This window comes from Cupriavidus sp. 22TCCZM01-5 (assembly GCF_057798915.1).
Genome location: NZ_JBYOJR010000041.1, coordinates 32,271 through 52,922, shown reverse-complemented (window position 1 = coordinate 52,922; position 20,652 = coordinate 32,271). Strand labels below are relative to the sequence as shown.

Below are 20,652 nucleotides of genomic sequence, written 5' to 3'. Positions count from 1 at the left end.
GGCGATCGGGGCGTACTTGGCGATGCCGTGCGTGGTGGCTTCGGCGCGGTGGGCGGTGCCGAACGCGTCATTGACGTACACGTCGCACAGCTTGGCCATCTTCTGCGCCAGTTCGTCGCTGTTCTTCTTCTCGCCCTTGTTCACGCGGCAGTTTTCCAGCAGCACCACCTGGCCCGGCGCGACTTCCACGCCATCGACCCAGTTCTGCACCAGTTGCACCGGCTTGCCCAGCAGCTCGGACAGGCGCTTGGCAATCGGCGCCAGCGAGTCGGCCGGCTTGAATTCACCCTCGGTCGGGCGGCCCAGGTGCGACGTGACCATCACCGCGGCGCCGGCTGCCAGGCTGGCCTCGATCGCGGGCACCGAGGCGCGGATGCGAGTGTCCTCGGTGATGTTGCCGGCGTCGTCCTGCGGCACGTTCATGTCGGCGCGGATGAACACACGCTTGCCGGAGAGTTTGCCTTGGGAGATGAGGTCGGATAGACGCAGGACGGTGGTCATGACGGTGTGATGGCGCGAGATTTCGCTTGGATTTCGGGGAAACAAGCATTTTACCTGATCGTGGTCATTGCCTAGCCGATTCCGGGCCGTGTCCCGCCAGCGATGTGCATGCTTGCGCACAAGCACGCCGCGCAGTGTCTGATGGTCGACATCGTCCCCCACGAAAGCGGGGTGCGGCGTATATCCTCCTTGTGCCCCGAGTGGGGTAATGTACATAACGTCTGCACCGTCAGACACGCGAAATCACAGAGCCGGTCTATAACGGCCATAACAACAATAAGCTGCCGGGCAAGCCACAAGCATGCCGGGCGGGCAATTCGTCGAGAGTGCAGGGGAAGCAGATGAACGAAGCGGACATGCACGGTGCGATCCGTGGCTTGTACGAGGGTATTCTTGACCCTGGTGCGTGGCAGAGGAGCCTGCGCACCCTGACCGAGATGGCAGGTGCCGCGCACGCGTCGATGCTGGTGTGGGACACGGTGCGCGACCAGGTCAGCGTCAACGAGATCGTCAATCCGGTGCTCGAGCTGTTTACCGAGTACGAAGCCGAGTTCCAGTCCATCGATCCGGCCAAGCAGTTCGCGCCGCGCCTGAAACCTGGCGAATGGTATATCGACGCACGCGACCTCGGCCCGGGCGCCATGGCGCGCCATCCGTTCTACCGCGAGTTCTTCAACCGGTTCGACCTGCGCTCCTACGTGGCCTGCCTGGTCGAGCGCCAGCCGTACTACGAGGTCTATTTCTCGATGCAGCGCGCCACGTCGCAGCCGGTGTTTTCGACCGGCGATACGCGCGGCCTGGCCTGGGTGATCCCGCACATGCGCGGCGCCATCGCCCTGCGTGACCGCACGCAGAGCCTGTCGGCGCTGGCCAGCCTGTCGTCGCAGCTGGTGGAGCGCCTGAGTTTCGCGCTGCTGGTCATGTCGCCGCGCCGCCAGGTGCTGATGAGCAACCGCGCCGGCGAACAGTGGGCGCGGCGCCTGGACCCGGCCGGCAAGGTGTCGGAATGGACCCTGTCGCGCCCGTTCGGCGACATGCTGCAGGCCGCCTGCGACCCGCAGCGCGCTACCGCGGCGCAGGCCGCGTGCGCCACCGACGGCCATGGCAACAGCGCGCAGGTGATCGTGCTGCCGCTACCGCCAGCGCACGCCTTTGCCGCCGAATGGCAGGAGCCCGCCGCGCTCGTGGTCGTGCATGAGGACGGCGCCGCGCCGCCGATGCTGGGCACGGTCCTGCGCGAGCTGTACGGCCTCACGCCGGCCGAGACCCGCCTTGCCACCGCCCTCGCGACCGGCCAGGGCCTGCCGGAAGTCAGCGAACAACTGCGCATCCGTCACGAGACCGCCCGTACCCAGCTCAAGGCCGTGTTCCACAAGACCGGCACCGGCAGCCAGGCGCAGCTTTCGCACCTGCTGTCCCGGCTGGCGGCGGCGCTGGCAGGGGGCTGACCCCGCCAGGATTGCAGATGCCCTGACAAGAACAAGAAGGGAAGGCATGAACGAAGACGAGATGCACGAGACCATTCGCGCGCTCTACCAGGGCATCTTCGATGCCGATGCCTGGCAGCGCAGCCTCGCCGCGCTGTGCCAGTCCAGCGGCAGCGTGCATGCGGCGCTGGTGGTGCGCGACACGGTGCGCGACCGCGTGCTGGTCAACCAGGTGGTCAACCCGGTGGCCGAAGAGGTCGCCGCCTACCGCGACTACTACGAGGCCCTGGACCCGGCGATCCCGTTCGTGTCGCAGCTCACGGTGGGCAACTGGTATATCGACGCGCGCGAACTTGGGGAGCAGGCCATGCGCAGCCTGCCGTTCTATGGCGAATTCTTCCGGCAATACGGCCTGTCGTCGCTGATGGCTTGCCTGATCGAGCGCCAGCCGCACTATGAGGTGTTCCTGTCGTTGCAGCGGCCGCTAGGCGGCGAGCGCTACTCGCCGGAAGATGCCCGCGCGCTGGACTGGGCCATCCCGCACGTGCGCCACGCCATCGCGCTGCGCGACCGCACGCGCCAGGTGTCGACGCTTGCGCATGTCTCGGCCGAGTTGCTGGAGCGCTTGCCATTCGCGGTGATCGTCTTTGCCGAGGACGGCAAGGTCCTGCTCGCGAACCATTCCGGCGAGGCGTGGAGCCGCCGCCTGCTGCCCGTTGCGGCGCTAGGCGCCGGTGGCGGCGCCACCGTTGCCAGGGCCGAAGAATGGCGCCTGTCGCGACCGTTCCCCGAGGTGCTGCGCGCAGCCGGAGACCCGGTCATTGCCCAGCCGGCGCAGGCCCTGCGCGCGACTGGCCCCGATGGCCGCGAGGCCCAGGTCGTGGTGCTGCCGCTGCCGGCGGCGCACCACCTTGCGGTCGACTGGCAGCAGCCGGCCGTGCTGGTCGCGGTGCATGAGGCCGGCGCCCCGGCGATGGGGATTGCCGGCGTGCTGCGCGAACTATATGGACTCACGCCTGCCGAGATCCGGCTGGCCATGCTGCTGACGACGGGCATCGGCCTGCCGGAGGCGTGCGAGCAGCTCGGCATCCGGCGCGAAACCAGCCGCACCCAGCTCAAGGCGATCTTCACCAAGACCGGCACCGGCACGCAGGCGCAACTGGCGCACCTGCTGACGCGGCTTGGTGTGGTGCTGGGCGCCGGGCAGCCGCCGTCAGGCAAGCAGGCGTAGCGCGGTGTAGACCGCCATGCCCGCCGCGATCATGCCCACCATGCGGCGCGTGAACAGGTAGAACACCGCCGCGCTGACGCCGGCCACGAGCTTGTAGTTGGACGGCGCCAGCGTGAAATGGCCGTGCCAGGTCATCAGGTCGGGCAGGATGATCGCCGCGAGCGCGGCGGCCGGCGCGTAGCGCAGCGCGCGCTGGAGCCGGTCCGGTACGGTAACGTGTTCGCCCGCCATGAGGAACAGCGCGCGCGTGACAATGGTGAGGACGGCCATGCCGGCGAGCGCGATCCAGATCTCCGTGTGGCTCATGCCTGGTCCCCCTGTTCCGCCTGCGGGGCCACCGCGGCCCGGGCCGGCGCCCTGCGGCCCTGGATGCGGCGCAGCGTCGCGCGCGCGGCCAGTTCGTCGCTGGCCATGCCGGCGGCAATAGCGCCGATCACCGCCACCACCAGGCTCAGCCGGTAGGGCAGGTCAAAGCACAGCAGCGCGAGGATGGCCGACACCACCACGGCCAGCAGCGTCGAGCGTGAATTGATGGTGGCGAACATCACCGGGATCAGCGCCAGGGTGCCGGCCAGCCCAAGGCCCCAGCTGTCCGGGAACAGGCTTGCCAGCACGATGCCGATGATCGACGAGGTCTGCCACATGGCGAAGTTGGTCAGCGCCATGCCCCAGAAGTAGCCTTCCTTGCCCGGTTCATAGCCCGGCGTGCTGTAGCGCTGCATGAAGTAGACGAAATGCAGGTCGCCATTGAAGGAGCCGAGCAGCGTGCGCCGCCACAGCGGCATATAGCTGAAATGCGGCTGCAAGCCCGCGCTGAAGATCACGAAGCGCAGGTTCACGATGGCCGCGGTCAGCCACACCGTCCACAAAGGCAGGCCGGCCGCGAACAGGGGCAGCACCGCGAGCTGCGCCGAGCCCGCATAGACCAGCAGCGACATGCCGATGGCCTCGGGTACGGTCATGACGGACTTGCTCATCGCCACGCCCGTGACCAGGCCCCACGAGAACACGGCGGGCAGCGACGGCGCAAAAAAGCGCGCGCCTTCGATAAACGCGGCGCGCTCGGCCGGTGCAATGCGATGCCAGAGTCGCAACCAGGCCGAGGGTTGGGGGGAAGTCATGGGCAATGTCGGGGAGAAACGCGGGACGGCGCCGGCGCAGCGGGGGGCTGCCGGCATTGCACCATTATAGGGGCGGACGTCGCTTAGGTAAGCGGATACTTAACAAAATCCGGGCCAGCGTTGGCTGGCCCCCACGCCGGCCCGTGGAACCGGCTGCCAGGCGTGCCTCAGGGTGCGCCGCGATACACCCACTGCATCAGCGCGTCGTGGGCTTCCTGCGCCTGCGAGGCATTGGGGTGGTTGATGAAGCTCACCACCACGTAGCGCTCGCCGTTGAGCGCGTCCACATAGCCGGCCAGCGCGCGCACGTCCTGCAGCGTGCCGGTCTTCAGGTAGGCATTGCCGGCGGCATTGGCGCGCGTGAGCCGGTTGCGCAGGGTGCCGTCCACGCCGAGGATCGGCAGCGAATCGAGCAGTGCCGGGCCGACATTGCTGGCCGCCGCCTGCTGCAGCAGCCGCGCCATGTCATAGGCGCTGATGCGTTCCTCGCGCGACAGGCCCGAGCCGTTGTCCAGCACCAGCCCGGGCATGTCCAGGCCCTGGCGGCTCAGCCAGCGCTGCACCACGCGCGTGGAGCGCGCGGTGCTCGCAGGCCCGCCGCGGTCCATTTCCGCGCCGATGGTCAGGAACAGCTGGCGCGCCATCACGTTGTTCGAGAACTTGTTGATATCGCGCACGATCGTGCCCAGCGGCTGGCCATAGTGCCGGGCCAGCAGCACGGCGCCGCGCGGGACAGTGCCGCTGCGCAGCGCTGGCAGGTGCGTGAAGCGCCCGCCCGCGGCCTGCCACTCGGCCACGAAGCCGCCCCAGGTGAATTCGCTGTGCGACAGCGCGGCGATATTGAGCACGTGTTCGCCGCAATCGCTCGCATAGGCGCCCGAGAACGACGCCAGCACCGTGCCGTCCGGCTGCGCCGACACGGTCGGCGCGGCGCTCGACTGCCAGTCGCCGCAGCGGCCGTTGGTGAGCGTCAGGCGATTGTCCAGGCGCAGCTGCGCCAGTGCCGGCGTGACCGAGACCGCCACGGACCGGCTGGCGTCGTCGGGCGTCAGCGTGAACGACAGCGTCTTGAACGCGTACAGCAGCGCGTCCGGGCCGACGTTGTAGGCGCGCTGGACCTCGCCGTCGATGGTGCCATTGCCGTTCAGGCCATCGGCGAAGTAGCTGCGGTCGAGCACCAGGTCGCCGTTGATGGTGGTGGCGCCGGCCGTGCGCGCGCTGGCGACGAGCTTGGCCATTTCCTCGGGCACCAGCTTCGGGTCGCCGTGTCCGCGCAGGTAGACGTTGCCGTTGACCGTGCCGTAGCCGTCCGGCTGGCTGTCGGCATAGAGCGAAGTCTGCCAGCGGTAGTCGGGGCCCAGCAGCTGCAGGCCGGCGAAGGTGGTGACCAGCTTCATGGTCGAGGCCGGGTTCATCGGCTGCTGCGCGTTCCAGCTCGCGCGCGCCGCCGGGGCACCGATCTTGACCACGTAGAAGCTGGCGGCGCTGGCCGGCACATGCGCGCGCTGCAGCGCCGTGGCGACCTGTGCCGGCAGGCCGGCGCGGACCAGCGTGGCATCGGCCCGCGTGCTGGGGGAGGTCGTGGCGGAAGTCCTGGCAGCCTTGGCCGGGCGGGCCAGGACGGGTGGCTGGGCGGCGGCCAGCAGCAGGGCGGCGGCCGCGCAAAACAGGGTGATTCTTCTTGGCATGGCGGCCATGTTAACGCATGGCCGGTGGCTGCCGGATGACACGCTCGCCGGCCGGCTTGCGCCGGCCGGCGATCATGGCGTGCGCGGTGGCGCCAGGCGTCCCAGCAGCGACTTGAGCGTAGCCTGTTCCTGCTCGGTCAGGGCCGACGCCACGTGCGCGTCATGCGCGATGACGGCCTGCTTCGCGGCCTCGAGCGTGCGCTTGCCGCCAGGTGTCAGCACCAGGCTGTAGGCGCGGCGATCCCCGGCGGCGGGGCGGCGCGCGACCAGGTTCATCTCTTCCAGGGCATCGACCAGCAAGACCGCCCCCGAGCGCGCGATACCCAGGATGCGCGCCAGGTCCGTGAGCTTCAGTTTCGGGTTGCGCGAGATGATCACGAGGGCCGAGAAGCGCGGCGGCGTGATCTGCCATTGCGCCAGCGAGGCGACGAAGTCCTCGTAGATGCGGATCTGCGCGCGGCGGATCGCGTAGCCGACCAGGCTGTCGAGCACGCCGTAGTCGATATCCGGCACATGCGGGTCGAAGCCGCCGTCGGCCCCCGTCCCGGATGCCGCGGGGTCGGGCGCCAGCGGCTCGCGGGGCTTGCGCCGGGTTCTCACGGCACGCGTGCTTTTCGGCGTACCGGCGGCGGCTGCTGCTGCAAGCGCCGGCATGGCGGCGGGGGCGTCTGACAGATCGGGGCTCATTTGAGCAGTTTTCAGTTGCTGTTCTCGATTATCAGCATAACGCCGCCGCGCTGGTCAAAGCCATAGTGGTCTTGCGCACCGTCCCTGAGCATGCCACACGATGTCTTGTTGGGACCGGAAGTTCAGCCCAGCGCGGCGCCGCTCTCGCGCTGGTCGGCCTTGAGCGGGTCGGCCTTGAGCGACGGCACCGGGAAGGCGATGTCGTAGAGCCAGTTGTAGATCAGCGCGTAGACCATGTAGAAGCCGGCCACGGCAATGTCCATGATGAGCGCGTCGACCAGGCTGATGTCGAGGTACCAGGCCACCGACGGCAGGAACACCACCAGCAGGCCAAGCTCGAACAGGACGGCGTGCAGCGCGCGCACGACGACCGATTTGCGCAGCTGTCCGGTGAATCGCAGCATGGCCTTGTCGAAGATCAGGTTGTAGACGTAGTTCCAGCCCGCCGCGATCAGCGAGGCCACCGCGCCGATCAGCCCCATCTGGTGCAGTTCGTAGCCGAACACCACGCTGGCAAGCGGCGCGAACGCCAGCAGGCCGATGACTTCAAAGCCGACGGCGTGGCGGATCCGGTCACGGGTGTTGCGCATGGGGCTCTCCTGCAAAGTGTTCGATGGCGTGAAGTCTATCTACTTTCATGGGGATGCCAAGTTAGGTAGTATCGTCAAAACCGATACATCACCGGCCAGTCACGCCATGTCTCTTTCCCTCGACCAGCTCCAGGCTTTTGCCGCCGCCGCCGAAACGGGATCCTTTTCCGCTGCAGCGCGCCGGCTGGGCAAGGCCCAGTCGGTGATCAGCGCCGCGGTGGCAAACCTCGAGATCGATATCGGCAACGCGCTGTTCGACCGTTCCGGCCGCTACCCCGTGCTGACCCCGGCCGGCGAACGTCTGCTGGCGGAAGCGCGCGTGATCCTGGAACGCTGCGAACATTTCCGTGGTGTTGCCATGAGCCTGAGTGAGGGCGTGGAGACGCGGCTCGTCCTTGCCGTGGATGAGCTTTACCCGGAAGAGGCGCTCGGGATGCTGCTCGAGGAATTCTCGGGCCGTTTCCCCGCGGTCGAGCTGGAGCTGCTGTTCCCATTGATGGAAGACGTCAGCCGGCTGGTGCTCGAAGGCAGCGCGGACCTCGGCATCATGTGGCGGCAGGAGATCCTGCCGCCGGCGCTGGGTTTTCACGCGCTGGGCTGGGTACCGATGAAGATCCTTTGCGCGCCCGATCACCCGCTGGCGGGCGGCCAGCGCGTCGACTGGGAGGAGCTCAAGCGCCACCGCCAGCTCATGGTCGCGACCCGCACCGACAGCGAGGAGAAGATGCGGCTGCGCGTGGCGTCCGACGTCTGGTGGGTTGAAAGCCAGTGGGTGATCGTTGAACTGGTCAAGCGGGGTCTTGGGTGGGCATTCGTTCCGTGGCACGTAGTGGCCAATTCACCCGCGGCGGCGCAGCTGGTGTCGCCACCGCTGGCGTTCCAGGAGCAGGACTGGCCGGTAGCGCTCGAGTTGGTGTGGCATAAACAGCGCCCGCCTGGCAAAGCCGCTCGGTGGTTGCGGGAAAGGATTTGCGGCCAGGCATTGCCGCGGCCCAAAAACCCAGACTCCGGCCCGCGCGCAGCGCAGCCGTAGGCGTCCCACCGATGGCGCGGTTAGGAGGGGCCACCAAGTAATCCGGGTTCGCTCATCCGACGTGTCTGTAACCAAAAACGCGTGTTCGTGGTCGACGAACGGCCGAGGTGGTGAGAAGGCGGTACAGGGCATAGCCAGGCTGCCTGCCGCGTAGATGATCAGGATAGATTTACCGCTGCCCAACCGTAGCGGCCGGCGCCGCCCCCGATCCCGGCCCTTCCTGATGCCACCCCCCACCCAACGCCTTGATCAACACCACGCTAGCCGTATACTGCCGCCCCATCAGCGTCAACGCCGTCCGCTCAGCCGTGTAAGCCGTAGTCTGTGCGACCAGCACATCAAGCAGACTGGCCGTACCAGCCCGGTATCGGTTGTTGACCAGCGAAAGGGCATCCCGCGCCGCCCGCACCGCATCGTTCTGCACCACCGCTTCCTGCTCGAGCAGCCGCTGCGCCGCGAGATTGTCCTCGACTTCCTGGAACGCCCCCAGCACGGTCTGCCGGTAGTTGGCCACGGTCTGGTCATAGGCAGCGACGGCCTGCGCCTTGGCGGCGCTACGCAGGCCGCCATCGAACAGAGTGCCGGCCAGCCCTGCGCCGAGCGACCAGATGCGGTCGGGCAGCGATACCCAGCGTGCCAGCGTGCTCGCCGTCAGGCCGCCGCTGGCCGAAAGCGACAGCGTGGGATAGTAGGCGGCCTGCGCCACGCCGATCTGCGCGTTTGCCGATGCCATGCGGCGCTCCGCGGCGCCGATGTCGGGCCGCCGTTCCAGCAGCTGCGAAGGCACGGCTACCGGCACGCGCGGCGGCGAGCTGGAGAATTCGGCCTGGCCGAGCGTCAATTCCGAGGGCGGCTTGCCTACCAGCACCGCAATCGCATGTTCAAGCTGCGCGCGCGTGATCTGGATATCGATTTGCTGCGCCTGCGCGCTCTTGAGCTGCGTTTCGGACTGCAGCACGTCGGAGCGCTGGGCGGTGCCGGCCTTGTACTGGTTCTGCACGAGCTGCAGCGATTTGGCGTAATCGGCCACCGTGCGGTCCAGCAGCGCCTTCTGCGCATCGGCCACGCGCAGCAGGAAATAGCTCTGGGCGAGCGTCGCCTGCGCGGACAGCAGGGTCGAGGCGAGATCCGCCTGGCTCGCCTGCGCGCTGGCTTCGCTGCTTTCCACCTGGCGCCGCACGCGGCCCCAGACGTCCAGTTCCCAGTTCGCGCTCAGGGTGACACTCTGGCCGCTGATGGTGTTGCCGCTTGCGCCGCGTGCGCGCGACACACCGGCCTGCGCGTCCACCGTCGGGAAGAAGCCGGCGCGCGCGGCCTGCAGCGAGGCCAGCGCCTGCCGGTACTGCGCCTCGGCGGCCTTGATGTTCTGGTTCGAGATCTGCACCTGCGACATCAGCGCGTCGAGCTGGCTGTCGCCGAACACCTGCCACCATTCCGGCCGGGCATGGGTGTCCCGCGGTTCGGCGGTCTTCCACTCGCCGGTCCAGGCTTCGGCATCGGCAGGCGCTTCCTTGAACGCGGGCGAGACCGGCGCATCGGGCCGCTTGTAGTCGGGGCCGACGGCGCAGCCGGCCAGCAGCAGCGCGCAGGCGAGCGGCACGGGCGCGCCAAGGGCGAGGAGGCGGGAGAGGGAATTCATCATCGTCTTCATCATTCGGTGCCGGCAGCCGGCGCGGAGCCGTGCGGGGCGCCGCGGCGGCGTTCACGCCAGGCCTTCACTTTCAGGCGCCAGCGGTCCAGCGTCAGGTAGACCACCGGCGTGGTGTACAGGGTCAGCAGCTGGCTCACCGCCAGCCCGCCCACGATCGAGATCCCCAGCGGCGCGCGCAGCTCGGCGCCGTCGCCGCGGCCGATGGCCAGCGGCACCGCGCCGAGCAGCGCCGCCATGGTAGTCATCAGGATCGGGCGGAAGCGCAGCAGGCAGGCGCGGTGGATGGCGTCGCGCGGCGACAGCCCGTCGCGCCGCTCGGCATCGATGGCGAAGTCGATCATCATGATCGCGTTCTTCTTCACGATGCCGATCAAGAGGATCACGCCGATCAGCGCGATGATGCTGAACTCCGTCTTGAAGGCCAGCAGGGCCAGCAGCGCGCCCACGCCCGCCGACGGCAGCGTCGACAGGATCGTCAGCGGGTGCACATAGCTCTCATACAGCACGCCCAGCACGATGTAGATCGTGATGATGGCCGCCAGGATCAGGATCGGCTGGCTCTTGAGCGAGTCCTGGAACGCCTTGGCGCCGCCCTGGAAGTTGGCCTGCAGCGTCTCGGGCGCGCCGATCTGGGCCATGGCGCGCTTGATCGCATCGGTGGCCTGCGACAGCGAGAACCCTTCCGCGAGGTTGAACGAGATCGTCGACGCCGCGAACTGCCCCTGGTGGTTCACGCCCAGCGGCGTGCTGCTCGGCATGACCGTGGCGAATGCCGACAGGGGCACGCGGCGGCCGTTGCCCGTGACCACGTAGATGTCTTGCAGCGCGTGCGGACCCTCCAGGTATTCCTGGCTCAGTTCCATCACCACCCGGTACTGGTTGAGCGGGTTGTAGATGGTCGACACCAGGCGCTGGCCAAAGGCGTCGTTGAGCACCGCATCGACCTGCTGCGCGGTCACGCCCAGGCGCGACGCCGCGTCGCGGTCGATGATGATCGAAGTCTGCAGGCCCTTGTCGTTGGTGTCGGTGTCGACGTCCTCGATCCCCTTGATATTGGAGATGGCCGCGCGCACCTTCGGCTCCCAGTCGCGCAGCACCTGCAGGTCGTCGGACTGCAGCGTGAACTGGTACTGCGAGCTGCTCTGCCGGCCGCCGACGCGGATGTCCTGCACGGCCTGCAGGAACAGGCTTGCGCCCGGCTCCTTGGACAGCTTGATGCGCAGCCGCGCGATGATCGCGTCCGCGCTTTCCTTGCGCTGCGACAGCGGCTTGAGCGTGACGAACATCTGCCCGGTGTTGCGCTGCGAACCGCCGGTGAAGCCGGTGACGTTCTCCACAGCCGGATCCGACTGGACAATCCTGATGAAGCTGTCCAGCTTGGGCCGCATGGCCTGGAATGAGGTGGCCTGGTCGGCGCGGATGAAGCCGATCAGGCGGCCCGTGTCCTGCTGTGGGAAGAAGCCCTTGGGCACGATCACGTACAGCCAGACGTTGAGCGCCACCGTGGCCAGCAGGACCAGCCACACCACCGCGCTGTAGCGCAGCGCCACGGCCAGCGTGCGCGCATAGCCATCATGCAGCCAGCGGAACGCATGCTCGCTGGCGCGGAAGAAGCGGCCCCGCTCTTCCTCGGGCACGGCCGGGCGCAGCAGGCGCGCGCACATCATCGGCGTGGTGGTCAGCGACACCACCAGGGACACCAGGATGGCTACCGACAGCGTGATGGCGAACTCCTGGAACAGGCGCCCGACGATGCCGCCCATCATCAGCAGCGGGATGAACACGGCGATCAGCGACAGGCTCATCGACAGCACGGTAAAGCCGACTTCGCGCGCGCCGCGCAGCGCGGCGGCGAGCGGCTTCATGCCTTCCTCGATATGGCGCGAGATGTTTTCCAGCACCACGATGGCATCGTCCACCACGAAGCCGGTGGCAATCGTCAGCGCCATCAGCGACAGGTTGTTCAGCGAGAACCCGGCCAGGTACATCACCGAGAACGTGCCGATCAGCGACACTGGCACCGCCACGCTCGGGATGAACGTGGCGCGCACATTGCGCAGGAACAGGAACACCACCATGATCACCAGCGCCACCGAGATCATCAGCGTGTGCTCCACCTCGCGCAGCGACGCACGGATGGTCGGGGTGCGGTCCATCATCACGTCCATCGAGATGGCCGCGGGAATCATCTTCTGCAGCGTCGGCAGCATGTCGCGCACGCGGTCGACGGTCTCGATGATGTTGGCGCCCGGCGAGCGGTTGAGCACCAGCAGCACCGACGGCTTGCCGTTGGCGGAGCCAGCGTTGCGGATGTCCTGTACGGAATCGACTACGCTGGCCACGTCCTGCAGGCGTACCGGCACGGAGAATGAATTCGGTCCGCTGGCGGCCTTGTTGCCGCCGGTCGCGCCGCTGGTGACGGTGGTCGTGCCGCTGCTGGTCGTGATGGTGGTCACGGTCACGCCGTTGACCACCTTGGTGCTGACGCCGCCCGTGGCGGCGGCGTTGGCGGTGCTGGCGATCAGCGCGCCGGCCGACGCCGACGAGAAGGTGCCCGGCGTGGCGTAGCGGATGACGAGCGGCATGTAGTCGCTCGCCTTCATCGCCTGGTCGTTGGCATACACCTGCCAGTTGTTCGTGCGGTTCTCCAGCGTGCCCAGTGGCCGGTTGGCGTTGGTGGCGCTGATGGTATTGCGCACATCCTCAAGCGAGATGCCGTACTTGTTCAGCGCGGTCGGGTTCAGCTCAACGCGCACCGCCGGCAATGACGAGCCGCCGATCGTCACCTGGCCGACGCCTTCCACCTGCGACAGCTTCTGCGAAAGGATGGTCGAGGCCGCGTCATAGAGCTGGCCGCGCGACATGGTCGGCGACGTCAGCGCGATGATCATGATCGGCGCGTCGGCCGGGTTCACCTTGCGATAGGTGGGGTTGTTCGGCAGGCTGGTCGGCAGCGTCGCGCGCGAGGCGTTGATGGCCGCCTGCACGTCGCGCGCGGCGCCGTCGATATCGCGCGACAGGTCGAACTGCAGTGTCACGCGGGTCGAGCCGAGCGAGCTGCTGGAGGTGATCTCCGTCACGCCGGCAATGGTGCCCAGCGCGCGCTCCAGCGGCGTGGCCACCGTGGCAGCCATGGTCTCGGGGCTGGCACCGGGCAGCGAAGCCGATACCGAGATGGTCGGGAAGTCCACCTGCGGCAGCGGCGACACCGGCAGCAGGCGCAGCGCCGCCAGCCCCGCCAGCAGGATGCCGATGGTGAGCAGCGCCGTCGCGACCGGCCGGTGGATGAAGGTGGCGGACAGGTTCATCGCGGCCCCGCTGCCGACGCATCGCCTTCATCGCCGCCTTCTTCGGGGTCGCCGAAGCGGCGCTTGCGCCAGTCCTTGAGGCGATAGGCGATGCGGTCGAAGGCCAGGTAGATCACCGGCGTGGTGAACAGCGTGAGCACCTGGCTGAGCAGCAGGCCGCCGACCATGGTCACGCCCAGCGGGCGGCGCAGTTCCGAGCCGATGCCGGTGCCGAGCATCATCGGCAGCGCCGCCAGCAGTGCCGCCATGGTGGTCATCAGGATCGGGCGGAAACGCAGCAGGCAAGCCTGGAAGATGGCCTCGCGCGGGGCCATGCCGCCTTCGCGCTCGGCCTCGAGCGCGAAGTCGATCATCATGATGGCGTTCTTCTTGACGATGCCGATCAGCAGGATGATGCCGATGATCGCGATGATGCCCAGGTCCTGCCCCGCGAGCAGCAGCGCCAGCAGCGCGCCGACGCCCGCCGACGGCAGCGTGGACAGGATGGTCACCGGGTGGATGGTGCTCTCATACAGCACGCCCAGCACGATGTACATCGTCACCACCGCGGCCAGGATCAGCCACAGCGTGTTCGACAGCGACGCGCGGAACGCCAGCGCGGCGCCCTGGAACTCGGTCTGCATCGAGATCGGCAGGCCCAGTTCCTGTTCGACCTTGCTGATCTTGTCGACCGCGGCGCCCAGCGATTCGCCCGGGGCCAGGTTGAACGAGATGGTCGCGGCCGGGAACTGGCCCTGGTGGTTGATGACGAGCGGGCCGGTGCGCTCGCTGATGCGCGCAAACGCGCCCAGCGGCACCTGTCCGCCGGACGAAGAGGGCAGGCGCAGCTCCGCGAGCGACTGCGGGTCCTTGCGGAACTCGGGCATGGTTTCGAGCACCACGCGGTACTGGCTCGACTGCGTGAAGATGGTCGACACCAGGCGCTGGCCGAAGGCGCTGTACAGCGCGCTGTCGATCACCGCGGTGGTGATGCCGAAACGCGCGGCCGCATCGCGGTCGATGTCGACATAGGCGCGCAGGCCGTTGTTCTGCTGGTCGCTGACCACGTCGCGCAGTTCGGGCTCCTGGCGCAGGCGCTCGACCAGCCGCGGCACCCAGGTTGCCAGGTTCTGCGGATCGGGATCTTCCACCGTGAACTGGTATTGCGTGCGCGACACGCGGTCTTCGATCGTCAGGTCCTGCACCGGCTGCGTGTACAGCGAGATGCCGCCAAGCTTTTCCACCGCGTGCTGTAGCCGCTGCGTGACCACGTCGATCGGATCGCGCTCGCCCTTGGGCTTGAGGTTGATCAGCATGCGCCCGGCGTTGAGCGTGGTGTTGGAGCCGTCCACGCCGATGAACGAGGACACGCTGGCCACCGCCGGGTCTTGCGCCACGACCTTGGCCGCGGCCTGCTGCTTGAGGCCCATGGCCTGGAACGACGTGGTTTGCGCGGCCTCGGTGATGCCCTGGATCAGGCCAGTGTCCTGGACCGGGAAGAAGCCCTTGGGCACCAGCAGATACAGCAGCCCGGTCAGCACCAGCGTGGCGATGGCCACCACCAGCGTGGCCCTCTGGCGGTCGAGCACCCATTCGAGCGCGACGCCGTAGCGGTGGATCACGTTGTCGAAGAAGCGGCCGGTAGTCTTGTGGAAGCGCGACTGCTCTGCCTCGGGCACATGGCGCAGCAAGCGCGCGCACATCATCGGCGTGAGCGTCAGCGAGACCACGGCCGAGATCAGGATCGATACCGCCAGCGTAATGGCGAACTCGCGGAACAGGCGCCCGACCACATCGCCCATGAACAGCAGCGGGATCAGCACGGCCACCAGCGAGAACGTCAGCGAGATGATGGTGAAGCCGATCTGCTTGGAGCCCTTGAGCGCGGCTTCCATCGGGGAGTCGCCTTCCTCGATGTAGCGCATGATGTTCTCGATCATGACGATGGCGTCATCGACCACGAAGCCGGTGGCGATGGTCAGCGCCATCAGCGTCAGGTTGTTGATCGAGAAGCCGGCGAGATACATCACGCCGAACGTGCCGACCAGCGACAGCGGCACGGCCACGCCGGGGATCACCGTGGCCGAGACATTGCGCAGGAACACGAAGATGACCATCACCACCAGCGCAATGGCCAGGAACAACTCGAATTCCACGTCGTGCACCGACGCGCGGATGGTGGTGGTGCGGTCCGTCATGAGCTGCACGTGCACCGAGGCCGGCAGCGCGACCTGCAGCTGCGGCAGCAGCGACTTGATGCGGTCCACCACCTCGATCACGTTGGCGCCGGGCTGGCGCTGGATATTGAGGATGATGGCGGGGTTGGCATTGGCCCAGGCGGCCAGGCGGCTGTTCTCGGGGCCATCGACGATCTCGGCCACGTCGGTGATGCGGATCGGCGCGCCGTTCTGGTAGCCGATGATGATCTGCTTGTACTCGTCGGCCGAACGCAGCTGGTCGTTGGCGTCGATGGTCGACGCGCGCGCCGGGCCGTCGAAGCTGCCCTTGGCGCCGTTCACGTTGGCCGCGCCGATGGCGGTGCGCAGGTCGTCGATCGACATGCCGAGCGACGCCAGCGCCGTCGGGTTGGCCTGGATGCGCACCGCGGGGCGCTGGCCGCCGCTGATGGTGACCAGGCCCACGCCCTGGATCTGCGAGATCTTGGCCGCCACGCGCGTGTCCACCATGTCCTGCAGCTTGGGCAGCGGCAGCGTGTCCGAGGTCATGGCAATCGTCATGATCGGCGCGTCGGCCGGGTTGACCTTGCTGTAGACCGGCGGCATCGGCAGGTCGGACGGCAGCAGGTTGCTGCCGGCATTGATGGCCGCCTGCACCTCCTGCTCGGCCACATCGAGCGGCAGGCTCAGCTCGAACTGCAGCGTGATCACCGACGCGCCGCCCGACGAGGACGACGACATCTGCTTGAGCCCCGGCATCTGGCCGAACTGGCGCTCGAGCGGCGCGGTGATCGACGAGGTCATCACGTCGGGGCTGGCGCCCGGATACAGCGTGGTGACCTGGATGGTGGGGTAGTCCACCTCGGGCAGCGCGGACAGCGGCAGCAGCCGGTAGGCCACCAGCCCCGAGAGCAGGATGGCCAGCATCAGCAGCGCCGTGGCTACCGGGCGCTCGATGAAGAGGCGAGACGGGTTCATGCGGATTCCTTACTGCTGGCGGCGCGGGGCGGGGGCTTCGGCCGCGGCGCCACTGGCGCCGGCGCCGGCACCTTCGCGCTGGCGGCGGTGTTCGCCTTGCGGCGCGCTGGCGCCGCCCTCGGCATGGGCGCCGCTGGCGCCACCCCAGCCGCTGCCGTCGCGGCGCCGGCCGCGCCCGCGCGGCTGGCTGGCGGGCACCAGCTGGGCCGCGCGTGCCGCCGGGTCTACGGCTTCCACGGTCATGCCTTCCTTGAGCCGGTCGGCGCCATCGACCACCACGCGCTGGCCGGGCTCCACGCCCTTGAGCACGGCGATGCGGGTGCCGTCGCCGGGGCCGAGCGTGACCACCTGCACCTTGACCTTGCTGCTGTCGTCGACTACGTAGACGAAGGTGCCTTGCTGGCCGCGCTGGACGGCGGCCACCGGGATGACCGTGGCGTCCTTCAGCGTGTCGATGCGCGTGCGCACATTGACGAACTGGTTCGGGAACAGCATGCCGTCGGCGTTCGGGAAGATCGCCTTGAGCTTGACCGTGCCGGTGGTGGTGTCGATCTGGTTGTCGGTGGTCAGCAGCGCGCCGTCGCCAAGCTGGTTGCGCATCTGGCGGTCCCAAGCCTGCACCGGCATCTTTTCGCCCGTATTGAGCTTCTTCAGCACGGCGGGCAGGTTGTCTTCGGGGATGGTGTAGAGCACGGCAATCGGCTGGATCTGCGTGATCAGCGCAATGCCGTTGGTGTCGGACGTATTGACGATATTGCCCGGGTCGACCTGGCGCAGGCCGATGCGGCCCGACACCGGCGCCACGATCCTGGTGTAGCCCAGCTGCAGCCGCGCGTTGTCCACATTGCCCTGGTCGGTCTTGACCACGCCCTCATACTGGCGCACCAGCGCGTCCTGCGTATCGACTTGCTGGCTGGAGATCGAATCCTGCTGCAGCAGGGTCCGGTAGCGCTTCTGGTCGAGCCGCGCGTTCTGCAGCAGCGCCTGGTCGCGCGCCAGCTGGCCGACGGCCTGGTCCAGCGCGGCCTGGAACGGGCGCGGGTCGATCTCGGCCAGCACGTCGCCGGCCTTGACCATCTGGCCCTCCTTGAACAGCACCTTGAGCAGCGGGCCCGACACCTGGGCGCGCACGGTGACGTTGGACACCGGCGTGACGTTGCCCAGGCCGTTCAGGACCACGTCCATGTCGCGCTGCGCGACCGTGGACACCACCACCGGCGAGCGCGGCGCGCCGGGGCCGCCAGGGCCACCGGGGCCGCCGGGGCCGCCGCGCCCGGGGGCGCCCGGACCGCTGGCACCGCCACCGGGACCGCGGGCCGCCTGCACGTCCGGCTTGGCGCCGCGGTGGCTGTACCAGTACCAGCCGCCTCCTGCAAGCAGCACGACGAGGGCCCCCGCAATCAGCTTGCGGCGCGGGGAGCGGGCGGGTCCCTGAGGAGGGCGGGACGGCGGGTTGGGTGGTTGGCCTTGTTCGGGGTTGGACATGTCCGGAATCCTGGGAGCGGCGCGGTTTGCGCCGGCGTTCTTCGCGCGGTCTCGGGCGCGGCGATGCTTCAGTATGCCGCATCAGGTGCGGCACTAGCCCCATCTGGCGTGGGGTTCTGCCCTAGCGGGCAGCGGCCTGTGGGTTTGGCCGGGCAGCGCAAAGGCATGCCATGGCGCAAGGATAATGTGAGACGCCGGATGCACGTGTTTCCGCGGGGCGCCGGTTTATTACAGAGGATTACCAGCGCCGCCCGTGTAACCTCCGGAAACAAAGCCGCCAGCCAGATCCGGCAGCAGAGCGGCCAGCCTGACTATCATGTGCCTATGCGAACGAACCAGCCCACCCAGATCCTTGTCGTCGACGACGACCCTGAACTGCGCGATCTGCTGCGCGAGTACCTGACCCAGCAAGGCTTTGCCGTTTCCGTGCTGCACGACGGCGACGGCCTGCAGGCACGCCTGGAGCGCGAGCGTCCGGCGCTGATCGTGCTGGACCTGATGATGCCCAGGGTCGATGGCCTGACGGCGCTGCGCAACCTGCGTGCCAAGAACGACGATATCCCGGTGATCCTGCTGACCGCGCGCAGCGACGAGATCGACCGCATCGTCGGCCTGGAGATCGGGGCCGACGATTATCTCGGCAAGCCATTTTCGCCGCGCGAGCTGCTGGCGCGCATCAATGCCGTGCTGCGCCGCAAGCTGGCGCGTCCCGCGGCCGCGCCCGAAGACCGCGAAGCGGTCGCGTTCGGGCCGTTCCGCGTGAATTTCCGCCAGCGCTCGCTGCAGCGCGCGGACCAGGTGCTGTCGATCAGCGACACCGAGTTCGCGCTGCTCAAGCTGCTGCTGATGCATCCGCTCGAGGTGCTGTCGCGCGAGCGCATTGTCGAGCTGATGTATGGCACCGCCAGCGGCATCAGCGACCGTGGCATCGACGTGCAGATCTGGCGCCTGCGCCGGCTGCTCGACGAAGACGCGCAGCGTCCGCGCTACATCCAGACCGTGCGTGGGCGCGGCTACACGTTCGTGCCCGACGAAGCCGAAGATATTCCGCAGTGACGCCCATGCCGCCCGGGCTGTCCGTCTGACGGCAGGGTGGCAACGACGAGTCCCGACATGAAGTTGCGTATCGATACCCTGTTCGGCCGCATGGCGCTGCTGATTGCCGCCGTGCTGGTGATCAGCCATTTCTCCTGGCTGGCCATCCTGCGGATGGACCGGCGCCAGCAGCAGGTGGACTACTCGGTCGAGCAGATGCTGTTCCAGTTCGCCAGCATCCAGCGGGCGCTCGATGCGCGTCCGCCCGTGCCGCTGCCGAGCCTGGTCGAGGTGGCCAGCGCGGCCAGTGCCGAAGAACACACCATCGTGCCCAAGGGCCGCTCGCGGCGGCTGGTGGAGCAGTTCATCACGCGCCTGCCGCGAGGCACGCAGATCCGTATCGAGGACGAGGCCACGCCGCGGCTCTGGATCAAGCTGCCGACGCGCGCCGACTGGATCGCGATGCCGATCCTGTGGGTCCACAATCCGCCCCCCGACAACCGGCTGGTGCCGGGCGTGATGCTGGTGGTGGGGGTGGCCATCATCTTTGCCTTGCTGATCGCGTGGCAGATCCAGCGGCCGGTGCGCGACATGGCCGCGGCCGCCGAGCAACTGTCGCGGCAGCAGCCGGTGGCGCCGCTGCGCGAACGCGGCCCGCATGAGCTGCGCCAGCTGATCGAGCGTTTCAACCGCATGGTGGCGGATCTGACGCGCATCGACCAGGAGCGAAACACCATGCTGGCCGGCATTGCGCACGATTTGAAGACGCCGCTGGCGCGGCTGCGCCTGCGCGCCGAGATGCTGTCGGACCCCAAGGCCGCGGCGGGCGTGACGCGCGATGTCGACTCCATGGCGGCCATCGTCGAGCAGTTTCTGAGTTTTGCGCAAACCAGCGAGCCCACCGCGCGGCCGGTGTCGGTGGACCGCCGCGTCAATGAGCTGGCCGCCTCGCTCGCGGAGCAGGAGCGGCAGGTGGTGTTGTCGCTTGGCGCGGGCGATGGATTCCGCATGATCGCCACGCAGCTGGACCGGATCATCGGCAACCTGGTCGACAATGCCTACGTCTACGGCAAACCGCCGGTGTGCATCGCGACTACGCGCACGGCGGATGGCTACCTGCTGGTGGTTGAAGACCAGGGCGCGGGGATTCCCGAGGCGGACAAGGAACGCGTCACGCTGCCGTTCGTGCGGCTGGATCCGGCGCGCGGCGGCAATGCGCATTCGGGGTTGGGGCTGGCGATTGTGGATCGGCTGGTGCGGCAGGCTGGGGGCAAGCTCAACCTGGTGAATGCGGATCAGGGTGGGTTTCGGGTTGAGATGTTGTTTGGGGGGGCGGTGGGGGCGTAGGGGAATGGATTGTCATGGTTGGCAGGCGCTGCTGTTTCGCCGGCGTCGCCGGCGGGGCTTTGTGGTTGGGATTGGGATGTCGTTCTTGGCAGGCGCCGTTGTTTCGCCGGCGTAGCCGGCGACTTACTCTTTTGTCCGAGCGACAAAAGAGTAAGCAGAAAAGCGCGTCGCCTGGCGGCTGGCCATCAACGATACGCTTCTTGTGTTCAAGCGGCTTTGGTCTCGCGATGCTTGGTTGCCCGTTCGAACCTGCTACGCATAGTGAGTCAGAACCAGTGCCTCCGATAACCGGCTTTTGTACGATCCCCATGTAGGGCGGTGGCCGCCTGCTAACACCGGTATCGCATCATCGCCTTCGGCTGCTGCGCGGCTCACTAGTCGGCAGAACACCTGTCGTCAACGTCGCGGACGCGT

At 67.9% G+C, this 20,652-nt stretch carries 15 protein-coding genes; 5 read left to right on the top strand and 10 right to left on the bottom strand.

What is annotated here, in order from left to right; genetic code table 11:
- Nucleotides 1–501: phosphoglycerate kinase (pgk, locus tag AC3FNH_RS28305; RefSeq protein ID WP_488722428.1), on the bottom strand; the 501-nt coding region annotated here is incomplete at its 3' end.
- Nucleotides 502–842: 341 nt separating this feature from the next.
- On the opposite strand from pgk, the gene AC3FNH_RS28300 reads away from it, so the two are divergent.
- Both AC3FNH_RS28300 and AC3FNH_RS28295 read left to right on the top strand, forming a co-directional pair.
- Entirely contained in the window at nt 843–1,949 is a 1,107-nt protein-coding gene (locus AC3FNH_RS28300; RefSeq protein ID WP_488722427.1) for a helix-turn-helix transcriptional regulator, read from the top strand.
- A 46-nt stretch (nt 1,950–1,995) separates the two neighbouring features.
- Nucleotides 1,996–3,159 (top strand): helix-turn-helix transcriptional regulator, encoded by a 1,164-nt coding sequence (locus tag AC3FNH_RS28295; RefSeq protein ID WP_488722426.1) that lies wholly within the window; start codon nt 1,996–1,998, stop codon nt 3,157–3,159.
- On the opposite strand, the gene AC3FNH_RS28290 is transcribed toward AC3FNH_RS28295, so the two are convergent.
- From AC3FNH_RS28290 to AC3FNH_RS28270, 5 genes are all read right to left on the bottom strand, one after another.
- Nucleotides 3,142–3,465, bottom strand: a complete 324-nt coding sequence (locus AC3FNH_RS28290; RefSeq protein ID WP_276099548.1) for an AzlD domain-containing protein — start codon at nt 3,463–3,465, stop codon at nt 3,142–3,144. The genes AC3FNH_RS28295 and AC3FNH_RS28290 overlap by 18 nt on opposite strands.
- Nucleotides 3,462–4,280, bottom strand: a complete 819-nt coding sequence (locus tag AC3FNH_RS28285; protein WP_488722425.1) for an AzlC family ABC transporter permease — start codon at nt 4,278–4,280, stop codon at nt 3,462–3,464. Before AC3FNH_RS28285 ends, AC3FNH_RS28290 begins: the two co-directional genes overlap by 4 nt.
- A 167-nt stretch (nt 4,281–4,447) precedes the next feature.
- A complete protein-coding gene (gene dacB / locus AC3FNH_RS28280; RefSeq protein ID WP_488722424.1) occupies nt 4,448–5,977 on the bottom strand; it encodes a D-alanyl-D-alanine carboxypeptidase/D-alanyl-D-alanine endopeptidase in 1,530 nt (509 codons plus the stop codon).
- Between the two features lie 63 nt (nt 5,978–6,040).
- Nucleotides 6,041–6,655 carry a MarR family winged helix-turn-helix transcriptional regulator gene (locus AC3FNH_RS28275; RefSeq protein ID WP_488722423.1) on the bottom strand — a complete coding sequence of 205 codons (615 nt, stop codon included), beginning with the start codon at nt 6,653–6,655 and terminating at the stop codon, nt 6,041–6,043.
- A gap of 122 nt (nt 6,656–6,777) precedes the next feature.
- Complete coding sequence (locus AC3FNH_RS28270) at nt 6,778–7,245, bottom strand: PACE efflux transporter (RefSeq protein ID WP_276099552.1); 468 nt, start codon at nt 7,243–7,245, stop codon at nt 6,778–6,780.
- 106 nt (nt 7,246–7,351) lie between these two features.
- Between AC3FNH_RS28270 and AC3FNH_RS28265 the strand changes: the two genes are divergently transcribed.
- On the top strand, nt 7,352–8,278 hold the full coding sequence (locus AC3FNH_RS28265) for a LysR family transcriptional regulator (RefSeq protein ID WP_488722422.1): 927 nt from the start codon (nt 7,352–7,354) through the stop codon (nt 8,276–8,278).
- 169 nt (nt 8,279–8,447) lie between these two features.
- Here the strand turns inward: AC3FNH_RS28265 and AC3FNH_RS28260 are convergent, their stop codons facing one another.
- From AC3FNH_RS28260 to AC3FNH_RS28245, 4 genes are read right to left on the bottom strand one after another with little or no spacing between them, the layout of a single operon-like run.
- Nucleotides 8,448–9,917 (bottom strand): efflux transporter outer membrane subunit, encoded by a 1,470-nt coding sequence (locus AC3FNH_RS28260; RefSeq protein WP_488722421.1) that lies wholly within the window; start codon nt 9,915–9,917, stop codon nt 8,448–8,450.
- Between the two features lie 11 nt (nt 9,918–9,928).
- A complete protein-coding gene (locus AC3FNH_RS28255) occupies nt 9,929–13,237 on the bottom strand; it encodes an efflux RND transporter permease subunit (RefSeq protein ID WP_488722420.1) in 3,309 nt (1,102 codons plus the stop codon).
- Nucleotides 13,234–16,371 (bottom strand): MdtB/MuxB family multidrug efflux RND transporter permease subunit, encoded by a 3,138-nt coding sequence (locus tag AC3FNH_RS28250; protein ID WP_488722419.1) that lies wholly within the window; start codon nt 16,369–16,371, stop codon nt 13,234–13,236. The genes AC3FNH_RS28255 and AC3FNH_RS28250 overlap by 4 nt, the downstream gene beginning before the upstream one ends.
- A gap of 9 nt (nt 16,372–16,380) precedes the next feature.
- On the bottom strand, nt 16,381–17,856 hold the full coding sequence (locus tag AC3FNH_RS28245; protein ID WP_488722418.1) for an MdtA/MuxA family multidrug efflux RND transporter periplasmic adaptor subunit: 1,476 nt from the start codon (nt 17,854–17,856) through the stop codon (nt 16,381–16,383).
- Between the two features lie 324 nt (nt 17,857–18,180).
- Here AC3FNH_RS28245 and AC3FNH_RS28240 point away from each other — a divergent pair, with 324 nt between their 5' ends.
- Together AC3FNH_RS28240 and AC3FNH_RS28235 are read left to right on the top strand one after the other, a co-directional pair.
- Nucleotides 18,181–18,912: a response regulator gene (locus AC3FNH_RS28240; protein ID WP_488722417.1), complete on the top strand. Its 732-nt coding sequence runs from the start codon at nt 18,181–18,183 to the stop codon at nt 18,910–18,912.
- A gap of 57 nt (nt 18,913–18,969) precedes the next feature.
- Nucleotides 18,970–20,238, top strand: coding sequence for an ATP-binding protein (locus AC3FNH_RS28235; RefSeq protein ID WP_488722416.1), 1,269 nt, complete (start codon nt 18,970–18,972; stop codon nt 20,236–20,238).
- The last annotated feature ends 414 nt before the right edge of the window (nt 20,239–20,652 follow it).

What these genes read in the sequence shown, in the direction of transcription:
- AC3FNH_RS28265 (WP_488722422.1), top strand. Translation starts at nt 7,352, where the DNA reads ATGTCTCTTTCCCTCGACCAGCTCCAGGCTTTTGCCGCCGCCGCCGAA.
- dacB (WP_488722424.1), bottom strand. Translation starts at nt 5,977, where the DNA reads ATGGCCGCCATGCCAAGAAGAATCACCCTGTTTTGCGCGGCCGCCGCC.
- AC3FNH_RS28250 (WP_488722419.1), bottom strand. Translation starts at nt 16,371, where the DNA reads ATGAACCCGTCTCGCCTCTTCATCGAGCGCCCGGTAGCCACGGCGCTG.
- AC3FNH_RS28295 (WP_488722426.1), top strand. Translation starts at nt 1,996, where the DNA reads ATGAACGAAGACGAGATGCACGAGACCATTCGCGCGCTCTACCAGGGC.
- AC3FNH_RS28245 (WP_488722418.1), bottom strand. Translation starts at nt 17,856, where the DNA reads ATGTCCAACCCCGAACAAGGCCAACCACCCAACCCGCCGTCCCGCCCT.
- AC3FNH_RS28235 (WP_488722416.1), top strand. Translation starts at nt 18,970, where the DNA reads ATGAAGTTGCGTATCGATACCCTGTTCGGCCGCATGGCGCTGCTGATT.
- AC3FNH_RS28290 (WP_276099548.1), bottom strand. Translation starts at nt 3,465, where the DNA reads ATGAGCCACACGGAGATCTGGATCGCGCTCGCCGGCATGGCCGTCCTC.
- AC3FNH_RS28260 (WP_488722421.1), bottom strand. Translation starts at nt 9,917, where the DNA reads ATGAATTCCCTCTCCCGCCTCCTCGCCCTTGGCGCGCCCGTGCCGCTC.
- AC3FNH_RS28275 (WP_488722423.1), bottom strand. Translation starts at nt 6,655, where the DNA reads ATGAGCCCCGATCTGTCAGACGCCCCCGCCGCCATGCCGGCGCTTGCA.
- AC3FNH_RS28270 (WP_276099552.1), bottom strand. Translation starts at nt 7,245, where the DNA reads ATGCGCAACACCCGTGACCGGATCCGCCACGCCGTCGGCTTTGAAGTC.
- AC3FNH_RS28300 (WP_488722427.1), top strand. Translation starts at nt 843, where the DNA reads ATGAACGAAGCGGACATGCACGGTGCGATCCGTGGCTTGTACGAGGGT.
- AC3FNH_RS28255 (WP_488722420.1), bottom strand. Translation starts at nt 13,237, where the DNA reads ATGAACCTGTCCGCCACCTTCATCCACCGGCCGGTCGCGACGGCGCTG.
- AC3FNH_RS28240 (WP_488722417.1), top strand. Translation starts at nt 18,181, where the DNA reads ATGCGAACGAACCAGCCCACCCAGATCCTTGTCGTCGACGACGACCCT.
- AC3FNH_RS28285 (WP_488722425.1), bottom strand. Translation starts at nt 4,280, where the DNA reads ATGACTTCCCCCCAACCCTCGGCCTGGTTGCGACTCTGGCATCGCATT.